The organism is Rhizobium sp. PP-F2F-G48, from assembly GCF_004342335.1.
Classification (GTDB): domain Bacteria; phylum Pseudomonadota; class Alphaproteobacteria; order Rhizobiales; family Rhizobiaceae; genus Ferranicluibacter.
On record NZ_SLVH01000001.1, the window covers coordinates 603592 to 628492 of the forward strand.

The window sequence follows — 24901 nt, forward strand, 5'->3', positions numbered from 1 at the left end:
CGGTCGCCTGTGCAAGGGCCTCCGAGACGGGATCGGACGACGATTTCCTCTCCGTCCCGGCATAACGAAAAGATGACTGGACGCGTCGGGTGTGCGCCTTATCTTCGCTTCACCAATGCTGCTATCTGCGCTCGCAGGGTTCGTCTGTCCCGCCCGAGGCTTTTCCTTCCGACATCGGGCCGATAAGGTGCGAGCGAACCGACGGCTTAATTTCCGAAACGAGGACTTCATGGGATCACACCGCTCCAGCTTCACCCGGACGGCGGCGCTTGCCCTGTCGACGGCTCTCGTTTTGACGGCGCCTTTCGAGGCCGCAGCGCAGGTCGCAAAGCCCATCACGCCGCCGACGGCGGGGACCGCGGGGCCGCTTCCGGTTCCGCCACAGCCATCGCCCTCCATCGCCCCGCCCGGACGCACGGCGCAGGGGCCGGACTCGGTGGCCGATCTCGCCGCAGGGCTGCTCGATGCCGTCGTCAACATCTCGACCTCGCAGAACGTCAAGACGGATGACGACGCGCCGATGCCGAAGGTGCCGCAGGGGTCGCCGTTCCAGGATTTCTTCGACGAGTTCTTCAAGGGGCAGAACGGGCAGGGTGCGCCCGGTCGCAAGGTCGAATCGCTCGGTTCCGGCTTCGTCATCGATCCCACCGGCTACATCGTCACCAACAATCACGTCATCGAGGGCGCCGACGATATCGAGGTCAACTTCGCCAACGGCTCGAAGCTGAAGGCCAAGCTGATCGGCACCGACACGAAGACCGACCTTGCGGTGCTCAAGGTCGAGCCGAAGAAGCCGCTGACGGCCGTGCCGCTCGGCGACAGCCGCGCGATGCGGATCGGCGACTGGGTGATGGCGATCGGCAACCCGTTCGGCCTCGGCGGCACGGTGACCGTCGGCATCATCTCGGCCCGCGGCCGCAACATCAATGCGGGACCGTACGACAATTTCATTCAGACCGATGCTGCCATCAACCGCGGCAATTCGGGCGGTCCCCTCTTCAACATGAAGGGCGAGGTCATCGGCATCAACACCGCGATCATCTCGCCGTCCGGCGGTTCGATCGGCATCGGCTTTTCCGTGCCGACCGAGCTTGCCTCCAACGTGATCACCCAGCTCAAGGATTTCGGCGAGACCCGGCGCGGCTGGCTCGGCGTCCGCATCCAGCCCGTGACCGACGACATCGCCGAAAGCCTCGGCATGGATACGCCGCGCGGCGCCCTGGTGGCCGGCATCATCGAGGGCGGGCCGATTTCGAAGGGCGAGATCAAGACCGGCGATGTGATCACCAAGTTCGACGGCCGCGATGTCGCGGAAATGCGCGATCTGCCGCGCGTGGTGGCGGAAAGCCCGGTGGGCAAGGCCGTGGACGTCATCGTCATCCGGGACGGCAAGGAGATGACCGTGCAGGTCACGCTCGGCCGGCTCGAGGATGCCGATGTCGCGAATGCAGAGACGGCGCCATCATCCGACGATGCGCCGGCGGACGGGGGCGAAGACGGCAATGTTGGCCCGGGCAGCCCGGGCAGCCAGGAGGGAACGGATCAAGCCGAACCGCCCGCCGCCGAACTGCCGAAATCCGACGAGGTGCTCGGCATGAAGCTGGCGCTGCTGGAGGCCCCGAACCGCCGCAGCTTCGGCATCGCCGACGATATCGAGGGCGTCGTCATCACCGAGGTCGAGAAAGGTTCGGCTGCTGCCGAACGCCGGATTGCGGCCGGCGACGTGATCGTCGAAATCGGTCAGGAAGCCATGAAGACGCCGGAGGACGTGACCGCGCGGATCGAAGAGCTGAAGGCGGACGGGCGCCGGAATGCGTTGCTGATGATCTCCAACAAGACCGGCGAGCTGCGCTTCGTAACGGTGCGCATCGAATAGCCGGCGCGCGCGCCGGAGGCCGATGCGCCTCCGGCGAAATAGGCTAAACCGGTCGCGTGCCGCGATAGAGCACGTGACGCCTCAGCTGGGGATGCGTCGCGGGCACGCGCGGATGGTCGAAGTCGGCATCGGCGTCGCGAACCAGGCCGATACGCTCCATCACGGCAATCGAGCGGTGGTTGCCGGGCACGGCGAAGGAGACGATTTCGCCGAGCCCGCGGGTCTCGAATCCGAAGGCAAGAAGCGCTCGGGCCGCTTCCGTCACATAGCCCTTCGCCCAGTGGCGGCGCGCCATGCGCCAGCCGATCTCGATGGTGCCGCTTGGCAGAATCGGGCTGAGATCCACCGCAGCCAGACCGCAAAATCCCAAGGCTTCATCGGTTTCCTTAAGGGCGAGCGCGTAAAAACCGAAGCCGGTGTCGGCGATCGTTTGACGGTTCCGGTCGAACAGCGCGTCCGCCTCTGCGCGGGTCCGGCGATAGGAGAAGAACGTCATCACCTCGGGGTCGCTGTTGATCTCGAAGAAGAGATCGCGATCCCGGTATTCCCAGTTGCGCAGGCGCAGCCGTTCGGTTTCCGTGACGATCATGGCCGGTCGGCCGGCCGGGCGAAATCTGTCTTGCGATAGCCCTGGATGTAGAGGAGCGCCGTGAGGTCGCCATGGTCGATGCGGATCTTGGCTTCGGCGGCAACGGCGGGTTTGGCGTGCAGGGCGACGCCCGAGCCGGCAAGCTTGATCATGCCGAGGTCATTTGCGCCGTCGCCGACCGCCATAGCGTCCTCCGGCGTGATCCCGAGCCGCTGCGTGATGTCGATCAGCGCATCGACCTTGGCCTGCCGGCCGAGGATTGGTTCCTCCACGGTGCCGTCGAGCACGCCGTCCGCGACGTTCAGCCGGTTGGCACGGTTTTCGTCGAAGCCGATCCTCTTGCCGATGGGCCCGGTGAAGACGGTGAAGCCGCCCGAGACGAGCGCGGTATAGGCGCCCTTTGCCTTCATGGTCGCGACCAGCTCCACGCCGCCGGGCGTCAGCGTGATGTGCTTTGCGATCACCTCATCCACGACGCCGACCGGCAGGCCCTTCAACAGGGCCACGCGCTCGATCAAAGCCGGTTCGAAGGCGATTTCGCCGTTCATGGCACGCGCGGTGATGGTGGCGACCTCGTCCTTCAGGCCCACTTCGGCGGCGAGCTCGTCGATGCATTCCTGACCGATCATGGTCGAATCCATATCGGCGATCAGCAGGCGCTTGCGCCGCGTTTCCGCATCCTGCACGATCACATCGACGGCGAATCCGTCGACAGCGTCGCGCAACTGCCGCGCGGCCTCGACCGGGTCGGTTCCGTCGCGCAGCGCGATATCGCAGGCGATACCATCGGCCAGCCAATAGAGACCGGACGCCTGAACGGCGGCTGCGGCCTTTTCACCGAGGGCCGCGCTCAGCACCGGATTTGACGGATTGGCGACAAGCGTGGCAACGAGAGCCATGATGAAAAACCTTGAAAGAGGACAGGACACGATCCTGATAACGGGACCGACTGCCAGCGGCAAGTCCGCGCTCGCCGTCCAGCTGGCGCAGGCGCATGGTGGGGTGGTCGTCAACGCCGACAGCATGCAGGTCTACGACACGCTCCGTGTGTTGACCGCGCGACCGGCAGAGGCGGATATGGACGGCGTACCGCACCGGCTCTACGGGCATGTGCCGGCCGGCCGCAGCTATTCCACCGGCGAGTGGCTTCGGGATGTGACGGCGCTGCTCGAAGATCTGCGAGCGGAGGGACAGGTTCCCGTCATCGTCGGCGGCACCGGCCTCTATTTCAAGGCGCTGACGGGCGGCCTCTCCGATATGCCGGCCGTTCCCGATGCGATCCGCTCGTCCCTGCGGGCGCGGCTCCTTGCGGAAGGGGCTGATGTGCTCCACGCGGAACTGGCGAAGATCGACCCTGAGACCGCCGCTGTGCTGAGACCCGGGGACGGGCAGCGGATCGTGCGGGCTCTCGAGGTCTTCGCGGCGAGCGGCCGGTCGATCCGCAGCTTCCAGGACGCGCGCGGCGCGATGGTGGTCGATCCGGATCGATCGCTGAAGATCGTCGTCCTGCCGGATCGCGACGAACTCCGTCGGCGCATCGACCGGCGGTTCGAGGCGATGCTGGAACAGGGTGCGGTGGAGGAGGTCGAAACGCTTCTCGCGCTCGATCTGGCGCCCGATCTGCCGGCGATGAAGGCGATCGGCGTGCCGCAGATCGCAGCGATGCTGCAGGGAACCATGGGCCGGCGCGGCGTGATCGAGACCGCATCGGCTGCCACGCGGCAATATGCCAAGCGGCAGATGACCTGGTTTCGCAACCAGCTGGATGAAAGCTGGCAGCGCGTCGTGCCGTGACGATGGGACGGATGGCGCGGTGGGTGCACTATTTTCGGATCATGCTGCCGAGCGGTTTGCGGAGGAGGCTTTCGCGCAGCGATGGCGCCCGCATCGAGGCGGCAGCGTCATCGAGCCCTTGCGGTGCTGGGGCGGTTGGGGCTGAAGCGTCCGCCTCGCCGCCGAGGATCTGCCGACGATAGGCATTGAAGCGGTCGGCCTGGGGATTCGACAGGGGATCGGTATATTGCGGTTCGACGCGGGGCAGCATGTCCGGGCGGTAGCTTTCGAGCCTGTCCGTCGGGCTTCGTGCGTCCGATCGGGTCGCCGTGTCTGATCGGGTCGACGTGTCTGGCCACTCCGCAGCGCGGTCGGGAAGGGACGGCGGAGCGAGTGGTTCCCCGGCGGAGAACCCGCCGCCCGCCGCCGAATGGGCCGCAAACGACGCCGTTTCGCCGATGGAACTCGCGCGCATGCGCGCGACGATGGTGCGCAGATCGACATTGGCCGGCGTTTCGTCGTCGGCCTTCACAAACCCGCCGGCCGCCTTCGGCAGGCGGTTGTCCGGGATGCGCGCGAAGCGCATGCGCATCGGCACCGAGACCGCTTCGCCGAAAGCGATGGCCTCGCCGTTTCCGATCGAGGAGAGGAAGCTCATGGTCGAGACCGACGAATCCGGGATGGCCGAGCGGATGATGTCCTGGTCGCGATCGTTGGAGAGGCGCATGGCAAAGACCGTGGAGCACTGCGACAGGATGGTCGGGTCCAGTTCGCCGGGACGCTGCGTGATGATGCCGAGCGAGACGCCGTATTTCCGGCCTTCCTTGGCGATGCGGGCGATGGCCTGGCGCGTCGGCAGGAAGCCGAGGGACTGATCCGACGGCACATAGCGGTGCGCCTCTTCGCAGACGACCAGCATGTGGACGCCGCCATTGCTCCAGAGCCCGATCTCGAAGGCCATGCGGCAAAGGACGGAGGCGACCGAATTGACGACCTCCGAGGGAATGCCCGCCAGCTGGAACGTGGTGATGGGGCGCCCTTCGCCCGGAATGCGAAAGATCTTCGCGATCGTTTCCAGGATCGTATCGTTGATCGTGTTCGACGAGAACATGAAGGTGTAGCGCGGATCGTTGACGGCTGCCATGACGCGAACCTTCAGCGACCGGAGCGACGGCTTCTCCCCACGCCCTTCCAGACGACCGATCCGCTCGTCGATCAGTGCGATGAGGTCGGCGATGCGATAGGGCACCGGCGTGTCCGCCGTCAGGGAGCTTTTCTCCGTCTGCCGCCGCATCACGCCGCCGTCGCCCTTGAAGCCTCGCTTGGCCTCGGGAATGAGATCGCGCAGGATGTCGAGTTCCTCCGCAATGGCGGAGCGTCCCCGGAACACGACTTCCGCGAACTCTTCCAGCCGCATCAGCCAGAAGGGCAGGTCCAGCGTGTCTGTGTCGATGACGACGGCATGGTCGGGAAAGGCGGCGGCGAACTCGTTGTGGGGATCGAGGATCAGGATTCGCAGCTTCGGGTCGGCTTCGATCGCCTTTCGCAGGAGAAGCGTGACGGCCGTGGATTTGCCGACGCCGGTGGTGCCGACGACGGCGAAATGTTTCGACAGCATGGAGGGGATGTGGATCGTCGCGTCCAGGCTGTCGTCCTGCGTCAACTGGCCGATGGTGAAGCAACCGCCGCGACCCGTGTCGTAGATGCGGGCAAGGTCGGCGGTGCGGATACGGTGGGCGACGGCGCCAAGATAGGGGTACTGGCTGATGCCGGCGGAAAATGCCTCGCGCCCGTCGATATCGACCCGCACCTCGCCCACGAGTTCCACGTCGATGCGGAAGACATTGTCCTGCTGTTCCGCCCAGTTGTCGTCGCTCGTGCGCATGGAAGAGACGAGGGCGACGACCCGATTGGTCCCGACGGTGATGGACACGAGCCGCCCGACCGACCAGAGTTCGGTCAGCGACGTTTCGCCATTTTCGGCCAGTGCGGCGATGGTCGCGCGGGAACCGTTGCAGGCGATGACGCGACCGAGGAAGCGATTGCCCCGGGCGACCGTATCGCGCCTGTCCGCCTCCGCTGTCCGGCCTTCGGCCTGAAGTTCGTTGTTCACCACGTAGTACCTCGCTTACGTTTCGGAATGTAAGCGTCGGACTTTAAGAAGATGTTTCTCATCGGCTATTTTCATGCGGGGCGGCCTGACCGGATCGGCATCGCCGCAGATGGAACGCGCTCGGGCATGATCGCGGCAAAGGTGTAAAAACCGTTGACGACCTGGCCGAATGCCGGTATCAGTGCGCCCCATGAACATTCAAGCAATCATTCTTGTGGTGGGATCGCGCATGGGCAGGATGGTGTAACCATCCGGCGATAGCCACCCATGCGCAAACCAAGGCTCCTGACGGGGCCTTTTTTTATGCCTTCGAACAAGCAGAGCACAGGATCCAAGACATGTCGGGCGGGAAGAGCGAAATGGATGAAGCGAGCAGGGACGAGAACAGGATGACGGGCGCGGAGATCGTTCTGCGTGCGCTCAAGGACAATGGCGTCGAGGTCATCTTCGGCTATCCCGGCGGTGCCGTCCTCCCGATCTACGACGAGATCCACCAGCAGGAAGACATCAAGCATATCCTCGTCCGTCACGAGCAGGGCGCGGGCCATATGGCCGAGGGCTATGCCCGCTCGACTGGCAAGGTCGGCGTCATGCTCGTCACCTCCGGCCCCGGCGCGACCAATGCCGTGACGCCGCTGCAGGATGCGCTGATGGATTCGATCCCGCTCGTGTGCCTGTCCGGCCAGGTTCCGAGCTCGCTGATCGGTTCCGACGCCTTCCAGGAGTGCGACACGGTCGGCATCACCCGGCCCTGCACCAAGCACAACTGGCTGGTCAAGGACGTCAACGAGCTGGCAGCGACCATCCACGAGGCGTTCCGCATCGCAAAGTCCGGTCGTCCCGGTCCGGTTCTGGTCGATATTCCCAAGGATATCCAGTTCGCGACGGGCACCTACACGCCGCCGTCGGCCGTTCCGATCCAGACGAGCTATCAGCCGAAGATGGATGGCGATATCCGCCGCATCGAGGAAGCGGTCGCGTTGATGAAGACGGCACGCCGTCCGATCATCTATTCCGGCGGCGGCGTCATCAATTCGGGCGACGAGGCGACGCGGTTGCTGCGCGAGCTGGTTTCGCTGACGAATTTTCCGATCACCTCGACCCTGATGGGCCTCGGCTGCTACCCCGCCTCCGGCACCAACTGGCTCGGAATGCTCGGCATGCACGGCACCTACGAGGCCAACATGGCCATGCACGATGCCGACGTCATGATCTGCATCGGCGCGCGTTTCGACGACCGGATCACCGGCCGGCTGAACGCGTTTTCGCCGAACTCCAAGAAGATCCACATCGATATCGACCCATCCTCGATCAACAAGATCGTTCGCGTCGATGTCCCGATCGCCGGCGATGTCGGCCGCGTTCTCGAAGAGATGGTTCGCCTTTGGCACGCCGGATCGGCCGAGCTCGACACGGCGCGGCTGAACGACTGGTGGGGCGACATCGCCCGCTGGCGGGGGCGCAAGTCGCTGTCCTACAAGCAAAGCGCCGACGTCATCATGCCGCAATATGCCATCGAGCGCCTGCATGCGCTGACGAAGGACCGCGATACCTACATCACGACGGAAGTCGGCCAGCACCAGATGTGGGCGGCGCAGTTCTACGGCTTCGAAGCGCCGAACCGCTGGATGACCTCGGGCGGGCTCGGCACGATGGGCTATGGTTTCCCGGCTGCGATCGGCGTTCAGGTCGCGCATCCCGACAGCCTCGTCATCGACATCGCGGGCGATGCCTCGATCCAGATGTGCATCCAGGAAATGTCTTGCGCCGTGCAATACAGTCTGCCGGTCAAGATCTTCATCCTGAACAACCAGTATATGGGCATGGTGCGCCAGTGGCAGCAGCTGCTGCACGGCAATCGTCTCTCCAACTCCTACACGGAGGCGATGCCCGATTTCGTCAAGCTGGCGGAAGCCTATGGCGGCGTCGGCATTCGCTGCGACAAGCCCGGCGAGCTGGACGATGCGATCCTGCGGATGATCGACAGCCCGGCCCCCGTCATCTTCGACTGCCGCGTCGCCAATCTTGCCAACTGCTTCCCGATGATCCCCTCGGGCAAGGCGCACAACGAGATGCTGCTGCCGGACGAGGCCACCGACGAAGCGGTCGCCACCGCGATCGACGCCAAGGGCCGCCAGCTGGTTTGATTGCACGGACGGGACGCGGTAGATTGGCCGCGTCCCGTTTGAAAAGGTGAGGGCGATGGCGAGAGTGAGACTTACGGAAGCTGGCGACTTGCATCTCCCTCTTGAGGTGCGAGAGAGGCTTGGCCTCATTCCCGGCGTGGAACTGGATCTGACGACGAGCGACGGACGGATGATCGCTGTTCCCGTTCAAAGCACGGCAGCGCCGGAGAAGAAAACACTGAGCATGGCGGAGTTTCTGGATCGGATTCCATCCTATGAAGGACCCGCTATCGATGTGACGCAAGCCGTGATCGACGAGGCGGTTCTGGAGGAAGCAAAACGTCGATTTGAGAAAGTGAATCGGCAGTCGCATGACAACGATCACGATTGATACGAATATTCTCTTTCGGATCCTTCTGAAAGACGGCAGTGATCAATGGCAACGTGCGGCGCGGCTTCTGCAGTCTCATCGCGTCGTGATCATCCCCACCGTTCTTCTCGAAACAGAATGGGTTCTTCGGAGTGTTGCGAAATATTCGCGCAGTCGCGTCATGCATCTCTTTCAAGCGATTATGGCATCACACGACTTCGTGATTGCTGAACGAAATGGCATCGAGAAGGCTCTTGCAGCCTTCGAGGCCGGAATGGATCTCGCGGACGCCCTGCATCTCTGCCTCAGTGATGAGGCTACCATGTTCGTCACCTTCGACCGCGATCTCGTGCGGCGGGCAAGACGGCACTCGCCAAATGCCAGCGTCGAACTGGCAGACCTACTCTAGAGGAAACGGACCCAATCTCATGAACGCCCACCTACAGCCGACCGGCTCTGCCTATTTCATCGCCAAGGAAACCGAGATCGCGGAGAAGCACACGCTGTCCGTCCTCGTGGCCAACGAGCCGGGCGTGCTGGCGCGGGTGATCGGGCTGTTTTCCGGGCGCGGTTACAATATCGAGAGCCTGACCGTGTCGGAGACCGAACACGAGGCGCATCTGTCGCGGATCACGATCGTGACGCGGGGGACGCCGCATGTGCTCGAACAGATCAAGTCGCAGCTCGAACGGCTGGTGCCGGTTCACCGCGTCGTGGATCTGACGGTGCGTGCCGGTTCTCTCGGGCATGACCGTCCGATCGAGCGGGAGGTGGCACTGGTGAAGGTCAAGGGCACCGGTGAGAACCGGGCGGAGACGCTGCGTCTGGCCGACGCTTTTCATGCCAAGGTGGTCGATGCGACGGTCGAGCATTTCATTCTGGAAATCACGGGGAAGTCGTCGAAGATCGACCAATTCGTCGCCGTGATGAAGCCGCTCGGCTTGCTGGAAGTCTGCCGCACGGGCATCGCCGCCATGAACCGCGGCGCGCAGGGAATGTAAAAACACGCCTACCGTCAGGGCCTTGAGGCGTTTTCCCGCGAAACCGAATCCGGTTCCTGATCCATTCTTCGAACCCATAAAGCCGCGCGTCCGAAAAGGTGGGCGGCTTTGTCGTTTCAGATCATCTCGAGCGGTCGCTTCCGCGAGGGCGGCGGGAAGGCGGCGTCCAGCGCCAGTCTGTCCTCGTCCGTCAGCCGGATATCGAGGGCGGCCAGGTTCTCGCGGATGCGATCCGGCCGGCCGGTCTTCGGGATCGCGATCACGTCCGGCGTTGCCAGCACGAAGGCGAGGGCGATCTGGGCCGGCGTTGCGCCATGTGCTGCTGCGACGCGATGCAGCGTGGCGTTGCCGAGCAGACGGCCTTCGTCCAGCGGCGAGTAGGCCATGATCGGCATGCGCTTTGCGGCACACCAGGGCAGGAGATCGAAGGCGATGCCCCGGCGCGACAGGTTGTAGAGCACCTGGTCGGTCGCCGCCCGGCCCGGCGCCAGCTGCTCGATTTCCTCCATGTCGTCGACATCGAAATTGGACACGCCCCAGGCGCGGATCTTGCCGTCCTTCAGCAGGCGTTCGAAGGCCTCCAGCGTTTCCGAAAGCGGCGTGCCGCCGCGCCAGTGCAGGAGGTAGAGGTCGATGTGATCGGTGCCGAGCCGCGTCAGGCTGTCCTCGCAGGCCCGCAGCGTCCGGGATGTCGACGCGTTCGACGGCAGGACCTTGCTGACGACGAAGGCATCGCCGCGGCGGCCCGCAATGGCCTCGCCCACCACACGCTCCGCGCCGCCATCCGCATACATCTCCGCCGTATCGATCAGCGTCAGGCCGAGATCGAGGCCGAGCCGGAGACTTGAGACTTCCTGGGATCTCGCGGCTGCGTTTTCGCCCATGTGCCACGTGCCCTGGCCAAGCACGGGAACCGAGGTTCCGTTCGGAAATATGGTGCTGGTCAACGTCGCGGGCATCGGGGCGTCCTCTCTTCCTGGTGAGCGAGGATATAGGCTTGTGTCTGCCGGGCGGAAGAGGCGTCAGCCGAGGTTTGGCCGCGCGCCGGCGCGCTTGGCGACGAAGCGGGCCAGCGGCGGGCCCATGGCCATGACGATCAGCAGCCGAGCCGTCTGCAAGGCCATGACGAAGGCGATATCGACATTGCTGGAGGCCGCGATGATGGCGATCGAGTCCATGCCGCCGGGGCTGGTCGCGAGATAGGCGGTCAGCGGATCGATGCCGGCCGTGCGGGTCAGGATGAACGCGAGGATGCCGGAAATGCCCATCAGCACGAGGATGGAGGCGACCGTGGGCAGGAGCACCCGACGGGCATGCGCGAGGATGGGTCGCGTAAATCCGAGGCCGATGTTCCAGCCGAGGGCCGCATAGCTGATCGCGAGCAGCCATTCGGGGAGATGGATGTGGACGCTGCCGGTGACGCTGAGCAGGCCGCCGATGAGGAAGGGCACGAGGAGGGCGCCGGCGGGGATGCGGAGATACCAGCCGAGCGTGCCGCCAAAGACGGCGACGGCAAGCGTCTGGGCCAGGGACAGGGCCGCAATCGGCTCGAACCAGACGATCGTGGCGGTGGCACCGTCCAGTCCAGCCCAATAGCGCGCGACGAGAGCGGCGGCGGCGGCGACGAAGACCACGCGCAGATATTGCATGAAGGCGACCAGCCGGACATCGGCGCCATAGGCCTCCGCCATGACCATCATCGTGGTGGCGGCACCGGCCGAACAGCCCCAGATGGCGGTCGTGCCGGGAAGGACGTTGAGGCGGGTGATCAGGTAGCCGCTGAGCGTGCTCATGGTGATGACGCAGACGACGATGCCGAGAAAGAGCGGCCAGTTGCTGAGGAAAGTGCCGACGATATCGGCGGTGATGGAGCCCGCGATCATCGTGCCGATCAGCGTCTGGGAGGACAGAACGAGCGCGCGGTGGAGGCGGATCGTGCTGCCGTTGAGGCCGAGAATGCAGCCGGCGACCATCGGACCCATCAGGAGCGCCGCGGGTATGCCGAGCGCTTCGAGGGCCGCAGCGACGGCGATGGAGAGGGCGAGAAGCAGGAACCACTGGACGCGTCGCGAACGCCGGCCAAGCCCGGTCCTGCTTTTCTCGGATTGCAACGTCATCGGGCGGCTCGATTTCTGGCCATTCTCGCTCGGGCAGGTCCAGCCGGGGCATCAGGCTCAGCCGGGTTGTAAGAAGCGCCGCGCGCACTGCGGGCGGGCAGCGGGCGGACCGTCAGCGGGTTAAGAGCCATCGGCCGGTGGAAGTCAAGAATTCTCAAACGTCAAAGGAGGAGGATGCAGCCTCCATTTGCCTTTTCGTTTGCGGCTGCCACAGCGGGCGGCCTCTCGCGCATGCGGGGGGAAAGCGCGCCGGCGGGCTTGCGCTCCGGCGCCGAATCCTGCCACGTCGTTGCATGGAATTTGCACCCCAGCAGGACGAGGCGTTGAAGGCCGTCAGCCAGTGGCTGAAGGCCGGGCGCAAGCCCTTGTTCCGGTTGTTCGGCTATGCCGGCACGGGCAAGACCACGCTTGCCCGCCATTTTGCCGAACATGTGGATGGCGAAGTGCTGTTTGCCGCCTTTACGGGCAAGGCCGCGCAGGTGCTGCGCTCCAAGGGCGCCTCGAACGCCAAGACGATCCATTCGCTGATCTACCGGCCGCGCGGCGAGGAAGAGGTGTCCGACGAGGAAACCGGCAAGACCTCGGTCTCGCCGATGTTCTCGATCAACCGCCAGAGCCCGGTCGCGAAAGCCGCGCTGATCGTCGTCGACGAATGCTCCATGGTCGATGAGGCGCTGGGCAAGGATCTGATGAGTTTCGGTACGCCGATCCTCGTGCTCGGCGATCCCGGGCAGCTGCCGCCGGTGTCCGGCGGGGGCTATTTCACGAATGACGAGCCCGACTATCTTCTGACCGATATTCACCGGCAGGCGCGCGACAATCCTATCATCAAGCTTGCCATGCAGGTGCGCGAAGGCAAGGAGATCATGTTCGGCGACTACGGCACGGCGAAGATCATCCCGAAATCCGAGGTGACGCAGGATCTCGTTCTCAAGGCCGATCAGGTGCTGGTGGGCACCAACAAGACCCGGCGGCGCTACAATACGCGACTGCGGGAGCTGAAGGGGTTCACGACCGAGTATCCGCAATCCGGCGACAAGCTGGTGTGCCTGCGTAACGACCCCGCGAAGGGGCTGTTGAACGGATCGCTGTGGCAGGTGATGACCTCGTCCAAGGAAACGGTGAAGCCGGGCATCAATCTGATGATCCGGCCCGAGGAGGACGACCTCGATCGGGGCGCGGCCAAGATCAAGCTGCTCAAGACGGCTTTCGAGGATGTCGAAGGCGAGATCCCCTGGTCGACGCGCAAACGCTATGACGAGTTCGACTACGGCTATGCCCTGACCGTGCACAAGGCGCAGGGGTCGCAATGGAACGACGTCGTGCTGTTCGATGAGAGCTGGGCCTTTCGCGACACGCGCGAGCGTTGGCTTTATACGGCGATCACGCGTGCGGCGGAAACGCTGACGATTGTGCGCTGAAACGGGCGTTCACGGAGCCGGGCACAACCTGCATCCCCGATCCGCGATAAGCGAATACCAATATCCTCCGCACGAACGTTTGCTTTTTACGGATGAACGTTGCGCTTCAACTCACTGGCGCTGATGATGAATTCTCTCTCGGTCTTCCGCTTGCCCAGAAGTTTTTCCTGACAGAGACGCGCTTCCTTCAGCGCATCCCGGCTCTTCTCCCGGCGATAGGTGTCGGTGATCAGCATGCACTGCATCAGCGGGCTCGATATCCCCTTGTCGACCGCGTAGTGGAAAAGGTCGCCATTGGTCGCAAGTGTCTTGGCGGCCACGCCGAGGCTCTCGAACAGCAGGTCGAAATCGTTCGAGAGATTCTCGTTGTCGATCCACATCTGCGACACGATCTCGCCCGTGGCATCGCTCGACACCCGGACACGCGTCTGCTGATCCGTTTCCGCGGGGCCTATCGAAATGGTGAAGGAGAGGGGGCTTTTCGACGGTGCCTGCCAGGCGAGCGCGTCCGGCTGCGATCCGGGGATGATCACCGTGTAATAATCCATCGCCGCGCGGATCTGCTGGGCAAGGCGCGTCGCAAAAACGTCGTCCCCGTTGGCGGCCGGGCCATCGACCCGAACTGTCACGCGCGGAACGTCGGTATCGTCGGCGTTTGTCGAAAGCGAAAGACGGGCCTGGATCTGCGGACTGACGCCGAGGGCTGTCGAACTCAACGGGGTGAAAAGCAGGAGAGGCAGAAGCGAGATCATCGCGACGGGCGTCGCCAGCGGCGCCGGCAGCCAGCTGGGCCTCGCCCGCTTGCCGATCGACGCTCGAGATCCCGCAGGCGCACCGGCGCGCACCGGCGCCGCTTCGGCAGTGGAGACGTTGGCCGTTCCGGCGGCCAAGGGCACTCCGTGGACGACGGCATCCGGCGCGGGCTTCGACGGCGCGATCGATACGATCGCGCGGGGGGCAGTGGACTCGCCTTCGACATTCGCTTCCGTCGTCAAGGTCGTGACACCTTGAGGGCATGCAGCAGCCGGACGACGCAGATAGACCGGGGCATAGCCGCCCTTGGGGATCTCGATCTGCCAGACGGCATCCTGCCCTTCGGTCTCATAGAAAGCCGTCAGAAGCTTGCGCAGCTTGCCGGCGTGGACGCGGACCAGCGGGTCGCTGTCGGCGTTGAAGGCGTCTGGACGGCGGAAGACATCGACCGCGATCGTGTAGCCTTTCAGCTGCATGGACTGGCCGGCAAGATCCTTGGTGACGACATAGGAGAGGAAAGCACGCAGGCGCTCGGAGCGCGCGAAAGCTGCGCTCGCCAAGACATCGGCAAGCGCCGTGCGGATTTCCGTATCGGTGGGTCTGTCCAACGGCTTCAAGACACACTGCCTCCTTTCTCTTTCAACGAGCACCGATCGATTTCGTCTCACGGATGCCTCGGCTCTTCACATCGTCTGTAACGTTGCAGGTCTTCACCCGCGCTTCTCGTTTTGATCTGAGTGAGAAGCATCATCCTACCACATAACGAGGACATTTTCACCAGATACGCGCAGAATAACTCTTCAAGGTTGCGTAATTTTCCACTGACTCTTCAGCGGTATAGGTTGCCGACGAACCCGTCTCCCATCGAGGCATCCGACTCGGTGCGCGCACAGCGCGGCCGGCAGGCCTATTGTTGGTTCAAGCGATCCTTCTAGCAAGACCTGATATCATGCGCGTTTAAAAATGATGTCATTTACTTACTAATGATAGAGAAATAAACCTTTCGCGCACCTTTATGGGACGTCGGCGAACATCGTCCGGATGCAGTCTCCTCGGAGGCGAGCATCCTGGGGTTGTGAAGCGGTGATCTTAAAAGGCTGATCGGCGGCGATGGCAAGCCGCCCACCGCCTCTGGAACGGCGTCCCGGGGAGTGATAGACGTGGCCTGTCGCCTCCGGGCGCCGCTCGCCGTCCCGATGTCTCCGATCTTTCAAGGTGTCACATGCCCGCCAAGCTTTCGGTCAACCTCAATGCGATCGCCATGCTGCGAAACCGCCGCGACCTTCCGTGGCCGTCTGTGGTCGGTATCGGCAAGCAGGCGCTGGAGGCCGGAGCGCATGGGTTGACGGTGCATCCGCGTCCCGACCAGCGCCACATTCGCTTTTCCGATCTCGGCCCTCTGCGGACGCTGATCGACGAGATGTTTCCGCAGGCGGAATTCAACATGGAAGGCTATCCCAATGCCGAGTTTCTGGGGCTGGTGGAGCGCCATCGCCCCGAGCAGGTCACGCTCGTGCCTGACGATCCGGCGCAGGCGACGTCCGATCACGGGTGGGATTTCCGGGCGAACCGGGAGCTTCTGACGGATGTCATCTCCCGGCTCAAGGATCTCGGGCTTCGCGTCTCGCTGTTTGCCGATGGGGATGGCGACCGGGAGGCGCTCGACATTGCACGCGCGACCGGGGCCGATCGTATCGAACTCTACACCGGTCCCTATGGCGGTTGCTTTGGCGCGCCGGATCGGGCGGCCGTCATCGCCCGGGAATTGGGCCGCACGGCGGCAATCGCGCGCGAGCTCGGGCTCGGGGTCAATGCCGGGCATGATCTGACGGTCGACAATCTGCCGCCGCTCGTCGAGCATATTCCCCATCTCGATGAGGTCTCGATCGGGCATGGTCTGACGGCCGATGCCCTGGAATATGGCATGACGGAAACGGTACGCCGTTTCCGTCGGGCCTGCGGCGAGGTTTTCGCCTGACCGCAGACCCTTCGAGAGGTGTCTGACCGATGGTTTAGCCGGCGAGCGCGGCCTTGTTCTCCTCGAGGAACGCCCGGAGGTTTTTCGACGGCCGGCCGTTCAGTGTTTCCACCGAATCCGTGACGATCTCGATGTGGCCGAGGCGCGCGTTCGCGTCGAACGACACGAGTGTCGGGATGAGAAAGGTGGGGACGCCGGCTGCCTCCATCCCGCGTGCGAGCTGCTCGTCCGTGAGGTTCACTACGGCGAGCGGCTTGCCGGAGATCTCGCTGACGAGAGCTGCAATCTCGGCATTGGTGTAGGCGACGGGGCCGGTGAGGGTCAGCGTCTCATTGCCGGTTCGCTCGCCGAGAAGGGCTGCGGCCGTCGCTGCGGCGAGATCCGCCCGTGCGACGTAGGACGTCTTGCCGTCGCCGGCCGACGTGTACCAGGTGCCGGACTGGAGCGCGGTCGGCACGGACAGGAACAGGTTCTCCATGTACCAGCTGTTGCGCAGGATCGTGTATGCGAGACCGGTGGCCTTGATGGCCTCCTCGGTGCCGAGATGATCCGGTGCGAAGCTGACCGCCGATGTCGCAGCATTCGGCAGCGAGGTGTAGAACACGCGGCCGACGCCGGCCTTCCTGGCGGCGGCGACGGCATTTTTATGCTGGCTCAGGCGCTGGCCGGGAACGGCGAGCGCGTCCGTCGAGATGATCAGCGCCTTGTCGATGCCTTGAAAGGCCGCGTCGAGCGTGGCGGCATCATCGAAATCGGCCTTGCGCAGCGTCACGCCTTTTTCGCCATAGGCGGCAAGCTTTGCGGGGTCCCGACTGGCCGCGACGATATCGGCGGGAGCGACCTGACCCGAGGCGAGGAGTTCGTCGAGAACGAGACGGCCGAACTGGCCGGCGGCGCCGGTAACGAGGATCTTGGACATGGACTTGCTTCTCCAGATGACAGGCTCAAGAATGACGGGTGCCGCATTGCAGCGGGAGCCGATGAAAGATATAGTCTCGAAAAGAGACCTGCTCTTTCTTCTTCACTTGGACGCATCTGTAAAGGCGGCAGTTTTTTCGCCGATAGGCACAGAAAGGGAACCGACCCATGAACACGAACGTCCGAAGGGCCCAGGGTACTAGCGCCGTCATCATCGGCGGCGTCGTGTTCGATGCCGCCAATTGCCCCATGCGCGACGTGCTCGGCAATATCGCCGGCAAATGGACGACGCTGATGATCCACGCGCTCAGCGAGGGGCCGATGCGGTTTTCGGCGCTCAAGCGCACCATTCCGGACATCTCGCAGCGCATGCTGACGCAGACGCTGCGCGACCTGCAGCGTGACGGATACATCGCCCGCACCGTCTATCCGACCAATCCGCCGAGCGTCGATTACGCGCTGACGGATCTCGGCCGCTCTTTTCTGGACGTTCTCCTGCCGCTCGTCGACTGGTCGACGAAACACCACGGCACGATCCGCCAGTCTCGCGACGTCTTCGACGCTGCGGGCTGAGCTGCCGTATCAGGCCGCCTGGCGGCAACCGGCCTCGGTTTTCAACTCCGCGGACGCATCCAGAGCGAAGGCCACGGCAGCGCCGGCATGGATGGCGGTCGAATCGAAGCCGGGCAGAGCGAGAGCATCCGGATCGAGGATGAGGCAGATTTCGGTGCAGCCGAGGATGACGGCATCGGCACCCTGCGCCTTCGCCTTGGCGATGACGGCATGCAGCGCGGCGCGCGAGGCGTCGAGGACATGGCCGGCGCAAAGCTCCTTGAAGATGACGTCGTGGACGAGCGTGCGATCCTCGACTGACGGCACCATGACGTCGATGCCGTGACCGGCCATGCGCTCCGCATAGAAGCCATGCTCCATCGTGTAGCGCGTGGCGAGCAGCAGAGGGCGCCGGATGCCGGCGGCAGACATCGCCTGCGCGGTTTCGTCGATGATGTTGATGAGGGGGATACCGATGGCGGCCTGCACCTCTTCAGCCACGAGATGCATCGTGTTCGTGCAGATCAGGACGCAATCCGCGCCGGCCGCTTCCAATGCGCGGGCGACATCGGCGAGACGCTGGGCGGCATCCGTCCAGCGACCTGCCATCTGGAGATCGACGATCGACTGGAAATCGACGGAGTGCAGCAGCACTTCGGCTGAATGCAGGCCGCCAAGATGCGCGCGCACGGCTTCGTTGACCATGCGGTAATAGACAACCGAGCTTTCAAAGCTCATTCCACCGATCAGACCGATCTTTCGCATGGCGCCGTTTCCCCTGCTGAGCTTGCGTTGACGACCATGATGCGGCGGAACGAGCGGCATGTGCTTGCATTTCCCGGCTAAAAAACACTGTTTGACGCACAGGAATTGCGCCATAGAAAAATTTCATGCAATATTTCGGCGCCGGATCCTGTGGAGGCGCATGAATGCTGGACGATCGTGACCGAAAACTGCTCGGCTTGTTGCAGGAGGACGCCGACCAGTCCGTGACGGTGCTGGCGGAGAAAATCAGCCTGTCGCTCTCGGCCTGCTCGCGTCGCATCCAGCGGCTGGAGGAGGCGGGCTATATTGCGCGCCGCATCGCGGTGCTTGATCGCGACCGCATCGGCGTGCCGACGACGGTGTTTGCGTTGATCAAGACGACCCAGCATTCCGACGACTGGATCGACGGGTTTCGCCGGATCATTCGCGACATTCCCGAGATCGTGGAGGTGCACCGCCTGACCGGCAATTACGACTATATTCTGAAGATCGTGCTGCCGCGCGTCGAGCACTACGACGTCATCTACAAGCAGATCGTGCGCAAAACCGAGCTCTTCGACGTCTCCGCGTCGATCTCCATGGAGGTCTTGAAAAGCGGGGCCGCATTTCCGGTCGATTACGCCGTGTAACGGTTCTTTCTCGGCACGGTGAGGAGCGTATCTTCGTTGCCTTGAGACAGGGCACCGTCGCGCCTTTTGGTTCACGCAAGAATTTTCCACCTCTCCGGCTTGACCGCCTGATCCACATTCGGCATAAGAAGAACCGTACCGTACGGTACTAATCTGGAGGTTCTCGTCGTGTCGTCCCTGTCCACCCAGCCGGAATTTTCGCCGCGCCAGAACGCCGTTCTGGATAGCGCGTTGCGACTGCTGGTCGATGGCGGCGAACGGGCGCTGACGACGGCGGGTGTCGCGCGGGCGGCGAACTGCTCCAAGGAAAGCCTCTACAAGTGGTTTGGCGATCGCGACGGCATTCTGTCGGCGATGATCGGTTATCAGGCGAGCAAGGTGCGCACGCTGGAAGAGCGGGCGGAAACGCTGACCGTGGAGAGCCTGCGGGCGCATCTCGTGGTTTTCGCGCGCGATCTGCTCGACGTTCTCAGCGGCGACGTTTCGCTGGCGCTGAACCGTCTTGCGATTGGGCAGGCGAGCCGCGACGGCTCGCATCTCGGGCAGATGCTGCAGGAGCGCGGTCGTCGGCAGATCGGCAAGCGGGCCGGAGGGTTGCTGGATGCCGGCCGCAGGGCAGGGCTCCTGCGGTTCGACAATGGTGAGGAAGCCTACGGCGTTCTCTACGGGCTCATCGTCACCGACCTGCATCTCCGCATGCTGCTCGGCGAGGACGTGAAGCCGACACAGCAGGATTTCAGCCGCAGGGCGGAGCGGGCGGTCGACGCCTTTCTCGATCTCTACGGCACGAAAAGACAAACGGCCAAGCCCTGAAGGCGGCCGAGATTTCAACAAGGGAAGGATACATTCCATGCGCGTCTATTACGATCGTGATGCCGATCTCAATCTCATCAAGTCCAAGAACGTCGTCATCGTCGGCTATGGCAGCCAGGGTCGCGCCCACGCGCTGAACCTCAAGGACAGCGGCGCCACCAATGTCGTCATCGCGCTCAAGGCCGGCTCCCCGACCATCAAGAAGGCCGAAGCCGACGGCTTCAAGGTCATGACCGTCGCCGAAGCCGCCAAGTGGGGCGACCTCCTGATGATGGCGACCCCGGACGAGCTTCAGGCCGACATCTACAAGGCCGACATCGCCGGCAACATCCGTGACGGCGCAGCCATCGCGTTCGCACACGGCCTCAACGTCCATTTCGGCCTCATCGAGCCGAAGGACACGCTCGACGTCGTCATGATCGCGCCGAAGGGCCCGGGCCACACGGTGCGCGGCGAATACCAGAAGGGCGGCGGCGTTCCCTGCCTCGTCGCCGTCGACAAGGACGCTTCGGGCAACGCGCTCGATCTCGCGCTGTCCTACGCCTGCGGCGTCGGCGGCGGCCGTTCGGGCATCATCGAGACGAACTTCAAGGAAGAGTGCGAAACCGACCTCTTCGGCGAACAGGTCGTTCTCTGCGGTGGTCTGGTCGAGCTGATCCGCGCCGGCTTCGAAACGCTGGTCGAAGGCGGCTATGCGCCGGAGATGGCGTATTTCGAGTGCCTGCACGAAGTGAAGCTGATCGTCGACCTGATCTATGAAGGCGGCATCGCCAACATGAACTACTCGATCTCCAACACGGCCGAGTGGGGCGAATACGTCACGGGCCCGCGCATCATCACCTCGGAAACGAAGGCCGAGATGAAGCGCGTCCTGCACGACATCCAGACCGGCAAGTTCACCTCCGATTGGATGCAGGAATACCGTTCGGGCGCTGCGCGCTTCAAGGGTATCCGCCGCATGAACGACACCCACCAGATCGAGGAAGTCGGCGCCAAGCTGCGCGGCATGATGCCCTGGATCGCCAAGAACCAGCTGGTCGACAAGGCCCGCAACTAAGCCTCTTCCTTCATCGGAAACGGCGATGCCGGGCAGCCTTGCCCGGCATTTTCGTTCCCGCTGTATCCGCGTTCCCAAGACTGTTTTTGCAGCGCAAAATCGATTGTGCTTTGCAAAACAGGTAATTAAGGGTTGCATGATCGCGCGGTTGGGCGCACACTTTGCCTGTCTCGTTCCACATCGAGGAGGATAGTGTGATGACGACCGTGATGGAGTATTTCGCCTGGTTCGACTTTGCGATTCTCTGCGCCATCGGCGCCCTGATCGCGTGCAGCATGACATCCGGCAGCGCTTGAGGCCTGTCGGCTAGGCTGACATCCGGCGACAACGGGTTAGACGTCCCGTTGCCTCTGGAAAGAACACGCCGGGCATTCGTGCCCGGTGGTCCACGGTGTCTGCTGCCACGCGGTCCGCTCCTGCAAGCCCTCCCGCCATCGCTCTCCGCATGATCTGCAGCCTCTCTCTGGCCGCGTCGATCGATGCGGATTTTTTACGCTGATTTAGGTCAGCATTGTTGACTTATTCCACCTGCCGTGATGTGGTTCGGCAAAAGCATCATCGAGGAAATATCCATGCTGGACTGGGAATCCATTTTCGCAACGCGCTCGAGCCGTATGCGCGCGTCGGAAATCCGCGAACTTCTGAAGCTGCTCGATCGCCCCGACATCATCTCCTTTGCCGGCGGTATTCCGGACCCGGCGCTGTTTCCGGACGCGGAATTCAAGACCGCCTATGCCGACATCTTCTCCGGGCCGGCCGTCGGTGCCGCGCTTCAATATTCGGTGAGCGAAGGCTACCTTCCGCTGCGCGAATGGCTGGTCGGCGAGATGGCGAAGATCGGCATGCCCTGCGAAGCGGAAAACATTCTCATCACCTCGGGTTCGCAGCAGGCGCTCGATTATCTCGGCAAGCTTTTCCTGTCGCCGAACGATACGGCACTGGTGACATGGCCGACCTATCTCGGCGCGCTGCAGGCCTTCAATGCCTATGAGCCGAATTACGACCAGTTGACGCCCGGCGGCAACCGGACGCCGGCGGCCTATCAGGAGACGGCGGCCAAGGCCGGCGGTCGCGTCAAGTTCGCCTATCTCTCGGCGGACTTCTCCAACCCGACCGGCGAGACCGTGTCGCGCAGCCAGCGCGAGGCGCTGATCGACATGGCCGACGAGATGGATATCGCCATCATCGAGGACGGCGCCTACCAGTCGCTGCGCTTCAACGGCGATGCGATCCCACCGATCCTCGCACTTGAAATCGCCCGCAAGGGTGCCATCAACGAGACCCGCACCATCTATAGCGGCTCGTTCTCCAAGACGCTGGCACCCGGCCTCCGGGTCGGGTTCGTCGTGGCCGCCATGCCGGTCATCCGCAAGCTGGTCCTGATGAAACAAGCGGCCGACCTGCACTCCTCGACCATCAACCAGATGGCGATCTGCCATGTGGCCGAACGCGGCTTCGATCGGCAGGTCGACAAGATCCGCTCCGTCTACAGCCAGCGCCGCGATGCGATGCTGAAGGCGCTGGAGACGCACATGCCCGACGGCGTCTCCTGGACGCGTCCGGAAGGCGGCATGTTCGTCTGGCTGACCCTGCCGGTCGGCATGGAGGGGGCGGCGCTTCTCGCGAAGTCGCTGGTCACCGCCAAGGTCGCGTTCGTGCCCGGAAAGGCGTTCTTCGCCGATGGATCGGGTGCCAACACGCTGCGTGTCAGCTTCTCCTGCGCCAATGAGACGATGATCGAGGAAGGCATTTCGCGCCTCGCCACGCTCATCCGCGGCGAAATCCTCGCCAAGGTCGCCTGATCGCTCTGATCGCCCTGATCATCTGCCAGACCTGATCGTCTGCAAGCCTTGCTCTATATATTCGCGTACCACTCTGTCATGAGGGTGGTACGCGGCTTCTCCGCGTGGTGAAAGCGAAGAGGACGATCGATGCAGGGCCAGAGCGATGCCACAAAAGCTTTTCTTTCCGAACTCGCCGGGCGCTTCCAGCTGAGCGAGAACGCCGTGGCGGCGATGCTCGTCGCGGTGAAGCGCGGACACGGCACCATGGCCCAGTTCGATATCGCCGAGCTTGGCGGCCACGGGCAATGGATGCGCGGCGGCATGACCATGGTTGGCGATATGTTCAATCACGGACTGAAGAACACGGTCGACAATCTTTGCAACAGTCTGGCCGAAGCCCTGTCGTCCGGGCGGATCGAGGTTGCCGGCGCCTCCACCGGGCAGCATGCCTGGTGGCCGCAATGGCTGGGCGTGCCCTCCAGCACCGGCGCGCAGAACGACAGCGCCTATGCCGTCTTTCCCTCCCAGCACTGCCTGGCCATCAAGGACGGCGACGGCGTGACGCTTTACGACACCGAGGACCATCTGATCTCGGGCGTCGGCCAGCAACAGGGCGTCGGGGGCTCGCAGACCTTCACCAGCCAGCGCGGCTCGTTTTCGGTGTCCAGCCTCCGCCGTCTCAACAATGGCGGCGACCTGCCCGGCGCGGAGCCGATGCCCGATCAAGCCACGAGCCACGCCGGGGCGGGCTACACCGCTGCGCCGATCTCATCCACGCCAATCTCATCCACGCCGGCCTACCAGCCGGACGCCGCTGCCAGCGGATATGCGGCCGAAAGCTGGTCTGCCGCCCAGTCGGCGCCGCTCGCCGCGATCGATCCCGCGAAGACGTCTCTCGAGGAGCGTCTCGTGGACGCGGCAGAGGCTCGGCCACAGGCGCCCGGTCCGTCCTCCTCCTCCGATGGCCTGCAGATCATCGCCTTGATCGAAAAGCTCGCGGCGCTGAAAACGGCGGGCATCTTGTCGGAAGAGGAGTTTTCGGCGAAGAAGGCCGAACTTCTCAAGCGTCTTTAGACGACGCCAGAACGGCGGCGGATATGCAATCCGTCGCCGTTCGATTTTCCGCTCACGCCTTGGCGATATGCGGGCCGAGCAGCGAGAGGTCGGCCTCGCCGAGGCGATCCGCTGCCGTCTGCATCTGGTGCCAGTAGGGGTAGAGGATGGGCGGGGCGCTGACCGTGTCCAGCCGGGTGCGCTCCTCAGCCGTGAGTTTGAGATCGGCGGCGGCGAGATTGTCGCGAAACTGCGCCTCCGTTCGCCCGCCGATGATGACCGACGTCACCGCCTTGCGGCCAATCAGCCAGGCCAGCGCCACCTGCGCGGCCGACACGCCGCGGCTCTCGGCGATCTCGACCAGCACGTCCACGATCGCCCAGAGGCGGTCCACGTCGCGGATCGGCGGTTCTGTCCAGCCGGCGGCCTGGCGGCTGCCCTCCGGGGTGTGGTTGCGGCGATGCTTGCCGGACAGAAGCCCGCCGGCGATCGGGCTCCAGACGAGGACGCCCAGGCCCTGATCGATCGAAATCGGCAAGAGCTCGTATTCGGCCTCGCGGGCTTCCAGCGTGTAGTGGATCTGCTGGCTGACGAAGCGATGACGGTGATCGCTCGCACTGATGCCCATGGCCTTCATGATGTGCCAGCCCGAGAAATTGGAGCAGCCGATATAGCGCACCTTGCCGTGCTGCACGAGCGTGTCGAGCGCCGCCATCGTCTCCTCGAGCGGCGTCTGCCCATCCCACTGGTGGACCTGATAGAGGTCGATCACATCGGTGTTCAGCCGCTTCAGGCTCGCCTCGCATTCGCGGATGAGATGGTGGCGCGAGAGGCCCTGATTGTTGATGCCGTCGCCCATTGGAAAGCGGGCCTTGGTCGCAATCAGCACGTCGTTCTTGCGCTTGCCGCCGAGGACCTCGCCGATGATCTCCTCCGAGGCGCCGGCGGAATAGGCATTGGCGGTGTCGATCAGGTTGACGCCGGCGTCCAGACACATGTCGATCAACCGTCGCGCCTCGTCCACACCCTGGCTGCCGACCATCGAGGCCCAGCCTTTTCCACCCATGGTCATCGTGCCCATGGTGATGGTGGAGACCTTGAGACCGGAGCGGCCGAGATTGCGGTATTCCATGCTGTTTCCTCCTGTTGATGCGTCGTGCCGCGGCAGATAGGGCGGTGCCGGTCGTCCGGAAATGCGGCGGCCGGCAGATGA

The 24901-nt window shown here is 63.7% G+C and carries 23 protein-coding genes; 14 read left to right on the top strand and 9 right to left on the bottom strand.

The window, feature by feature from the left end:
* Nucleotides 1-229: 229 nt before the first annotated feature.
* On the top strand, nt 230-1876 hold the full coding sequence (locus tag C8J36_RS02745) for a DegQ family serine endoprotease (RefSeq protein ID WP_245506432.1): 1647 nt from the start codon (nt 230-232) through the stop codon (nt 1874-1876).
* 43 nt (nt 1877-1919) lie between these two features.
* On the opposite strand, the gene C8J36_RS02750 is transcribed toward C8J36_RS02745, so the two are convergent.
* Together C8J36_RS02750 and serB are read right to left on the bottom strand one after the other, a co-directional pair.
* Nucleotides 1920-2465, bottom strand: a complete 546-nt coding sequence (locus C8J36_RS02750; protein ID WP_132532362.1) for a GNAT family N-acetyltransferase — start codon at nt 2463-2465, stop codon at nt 1920-1922.
* On the bottom strand, nt 2462-3364 hold the full coding sequence (gene serB, locus C8J36_RS02755) for a phosphoserine phosphatase SerB (RefSeq protein ID WP_132532365.1): 903 nt from the start codon (nt 3362-3364) through the stop codon (nt 2462-2464). The genes C8J36_RS02750 and serB overlap by 4 nt, the downstream gene beginning before the upstream one ends.
* Between serB and miaA the strand changes: the two genes are divergently transcribed.
* The gene (gene miaA / locus C8J36_RS02760; RefSeq protein ID WP_132532368.1) at nt 3363-4259 is read left to right on the top strand and encodes a tRNA (adenosine(37)-N6)-dimethylallyltransferase MiaA; all 897 of its coding nucleotides are present in this window, start codon (nt 3363-3365) and stop codon (nt 4257-4259) included. The two genes, serB and miaA, sit on opposite strands and share 2 nt — an antisense overlap.
* A 28-nt stretch (nt 4260-4287) precedes the next feature.
* Here miaA and C8J36_RS02765 read toward each other — a convergent pair whose 3' ends face one another.
* The gene (locus C8J36_RS02765; protein WP_132532371.1) at nt 4288-6354 is read right to left on the bottom strand and encodes an ATP-binding protein; all 2067 of its coding nucleotides are present in this window, start codon (nt 6352-6354) and stop codon (nt 4288-4290) included.
* A 356-nt stretch (nt 6355-6710) separates the two neighbouring features.
* Between C8J36_RS02765 and C8J36_RS02770 the strand changes: the two genes are divergently transcribed.
* The 4 genes from C8J36_RS02770 to ilvN are packed head-to-tail and all read left to right on the top strand — an operon-like array spanning nt 6711 to nt 9848.
* Complete coding sequence (locus tag C8J36_RS02770; protein WP_132532374.1) at nt 6711-8498, top strand: acetolactate synthase 3 large subunit; 1788 nt, start codon at nt 6711-6713, stop codon at nt 8496-8498.
* Between the two features lie 55 nt (nt 8499-8553).
* Nucleotides 8554-8868: an AbrB/MazE/SpoVT family DNA-binding domain-containing protein gene (locus C8J36_RS02775; RefSeq protein ID WP_132532377.1), complete on the top strand. Its 315-nt coding sequence runs from the start codon at nt 8554-8556 to the stop codon at nt 8866-8868.
* On the top strand, nt 8849-9256 hold the full coding sequence (locus C8J36_RS02780; RefSeq protein WP_132532380.1) for a type II toxin-antitoxin system VapC family toxin: 408 nt from the start codon (nt 8849-8851) through the stop codon (nt 9254-9256). Before C8J36_RS02775 ends, C8J36_RS02780 begins: the two co-directional genes overlap by 20 nt.
* Before the next feature lie 19 nt (nt 9257-9275).
* Nucleotides 9276-9848 carry an acetolactate synthase small subunit gene (gene ilvN, locus C8J36_RS02785; RefSeq protein ID WP_062474084.1) on the top strand — a complete coding sequence of 191 codons (573 nt, stop codon included), beginning with the start codon at nt 9276-9278 and terminating at the stop codon, nt 9846-9848.
* Nucleotides 9849-9964: 116 nt separating this feature from the next.
* Here ilvN and C8J36_RS02790 read toward each other — a convergent pair whose 3' ends face one another.
* Nucleotides 9965-10807, bottom strand: a complete 843-nt coding sequence (locus C8J36_RS02790) for an aldo/keto reductase (RefSeq protein ID WP_132532383.1) — start codon at nt 10805-10807, stop codon at nt 9965-9967.
* A gap of 63 nt (nt 10808-10870) precedes the next feature.
* Nucleotides 10871-11965, bottom strand: coding sequence for an AbrB family transcriptional regulator (locus C8J36_RS02795; RefSeq protein ID WP_132532386.1), 1095 nt, complete (start codon nt 11963-11965; stop codon nt 10871-10873).
* Between the two features lie 293 nt (nt 11966-12258).
* On the opposite strand from C8J36_RS02795, the gene C8J36_RS02800 reads away from it, so the two are divergent.
* Nucleotides 12259-13386 carry an ATP-dependent RecD-like DNA helicase gene (locus tag C8J36_RS02800; protein ID WP_132532389.1) on the top strand — a complete coding sequence of 376 codons (1128 nt, stop codon included), beginning with the start codon at nt 12259-12261 and terminating at the stop codon, nt 13384-13386.
* A gap of 86 nt (nt 13387-13472) precedes the next feature.
* On the opposite strand, the gene C8J36_RS02805 is transcribed toward C8J36_RS02800, so the two are convergent.
* A complete protein-coding gene (locus C8J36_RS02805) occupies nt 13473-14756 on the bottom strand; it encodes a hypothetical protein (RefSeq protein ID WP_132532392.1) in 1284 nt (427 codons plus the stop codon).
* A 605-nt stretch (nt 14757-15361) separates the two neighbouring features.
* On the opposite strand from C8J36_RS02805, the gene C8J36_RS02810 reads away from it, so the two are divergent.
* The gene (locus tag C8J36_RS02810) at nt 15362-16117 is read left to right on the top strand and encodes a pyridoxine 5'-phosphate synthase (RefSeq protein ID WP_132532394.1); all 756 of its coding nucleotides are present in this window, start codon (nt 15362-15364) and stop codon (nt 16115-16117) included.
* A gap of 34 nt (nt 16118-16151) precedes the next feature.
* Here the strand turns inward: C8J36_RS02810 and C8J36_RS02815 are convergent, their stop codons facing one another.
* Nucleotides 16152-17036, bottom strand: a complete 885-nt coding sequence (locus C8J36_RS02815; RefSeq protein ID WP_132532397.1) for an SDR family oxidoreductase — start codon at nt 17034-17036, stop codon at nt 16152-16154.
* A 167-nt stretch (nt 17037-17203) separates the two neighbouring features.
* On the opposite strand from C8J36_RS02815, the gene C8J36_RS02820 reads away from it, so the two are divergent.
* Nucleotides 17204-17608 carry a helix-turn-helix domain-containing protein gene (locus C8J36_RS02820; protein WP_062592567.1) on the top strand — a complete coding sequence of 135 codons (405 nt, stop codon included), beginning with the start codon at nt 17204-17206 and terminating at the stop codon, nt 17606-17608.
* Between the two features lie 9 nt (nt 17609-17617).
* Here the strand turns inward: C8J36_RS02820 and C8J36_RS02825 are convergent, their stop codons facing one another.
* Nucleotides 17618-18352: an aspartate/glutamate racemase family protein gene (locus tag C8J36_RS02825; RefSeq protein ID WP_132532400.1), complete on the bottom strand. Its 735-nt coding sequence runs from the start codon at nt 18350-18352 to the stop codon at nt 17618-17620.
* Between the two features lie 164 nt (nt 18353-18516).
* Here C8J36_RS02825 and C8J36_RS02830 point away from each other — a divergent pair, with 164 nt between their 5' ends.
* From C8J36_RS02830 to C8J36_RS02850, 5 genes are all read left to right on the top strand, one after another.
* Entirely contained in the window at nt 18517-18981 is a 465-nt protein-coding gene (locus C8J36_RS02830) for an Lrp/AsnC family transcriptional regulator (protein WP_062592571.1), read from the top strand.
* Between the two features lie 168 nt (nt 18982-19149).
* The gene (locus tag C8J36_RS02835; RefSeq protein ID WP_132532403.1) at nt 19150-19794 is read left to right on the top strand and encodes a TetR/AcrR family transcriptional regulator C-terminal domain-containing protein; all 645 of its coding nucleotides are present in this window, start codon (nt 19150-19152) and stop codon (nt 19792-19794) included.
* Between the two features lie 37 nt (nt 19795-19831).
* Nucleotides 19832-20851 carry a ketol-acid reductoisomerase gene (gene ilvC / locus C8J36_RS02840; protein WP_132532406.1) on the top strand — a complete coding sequence of 340 codons (1020 nt, stop codon included), beginning with the start codon at nt 19832-19834 and terminating at the stop codon, nt 20849-20851.
* A gap of 572 nt (nt 20852-21423) precedes the next feature.
* Complete coding sequence (locus tag C8J36_RS02845) at nt 21424-22653, top strand: PLP-dependent aminotransferase family protein (RefSeq protein WP_132532409.1); 1230 nt, start codon at nt 21424-21426, stop codon at nt 22651-22653.
* A gap of 129 nt (nt 22654-22782) precedes the next feature.
* Complete coding sequence (locus tag C8J36_RS02850) at nt 22783-23709, top strand: SHOCT domain-containing protein (RefSeq protein ID WP_132532412.1); 927 nt, start codon at nt 22783-22785, stop codon at nt 23707-23709.
* 52 nt (nt 23710-23761) lie between these two features.
* Here C8J36_RS02850 and C8J36_RS02855 read toward each other — a convergent pair whose 3' ends face one another.
* Nucleotides 23762-24820 (bottom strand): aldo/keto reductase, encoded by a 1059-nt coding sequence (locus tag C8J36_RS02855; RefSeq protein ID WP_132532415.1) that lies wholly within the window; start codon nt 24818-24820, stop codon nt 23762-23764.
* Nucleotides 24821-24901 lie beyond the last annotated feature (81 nt).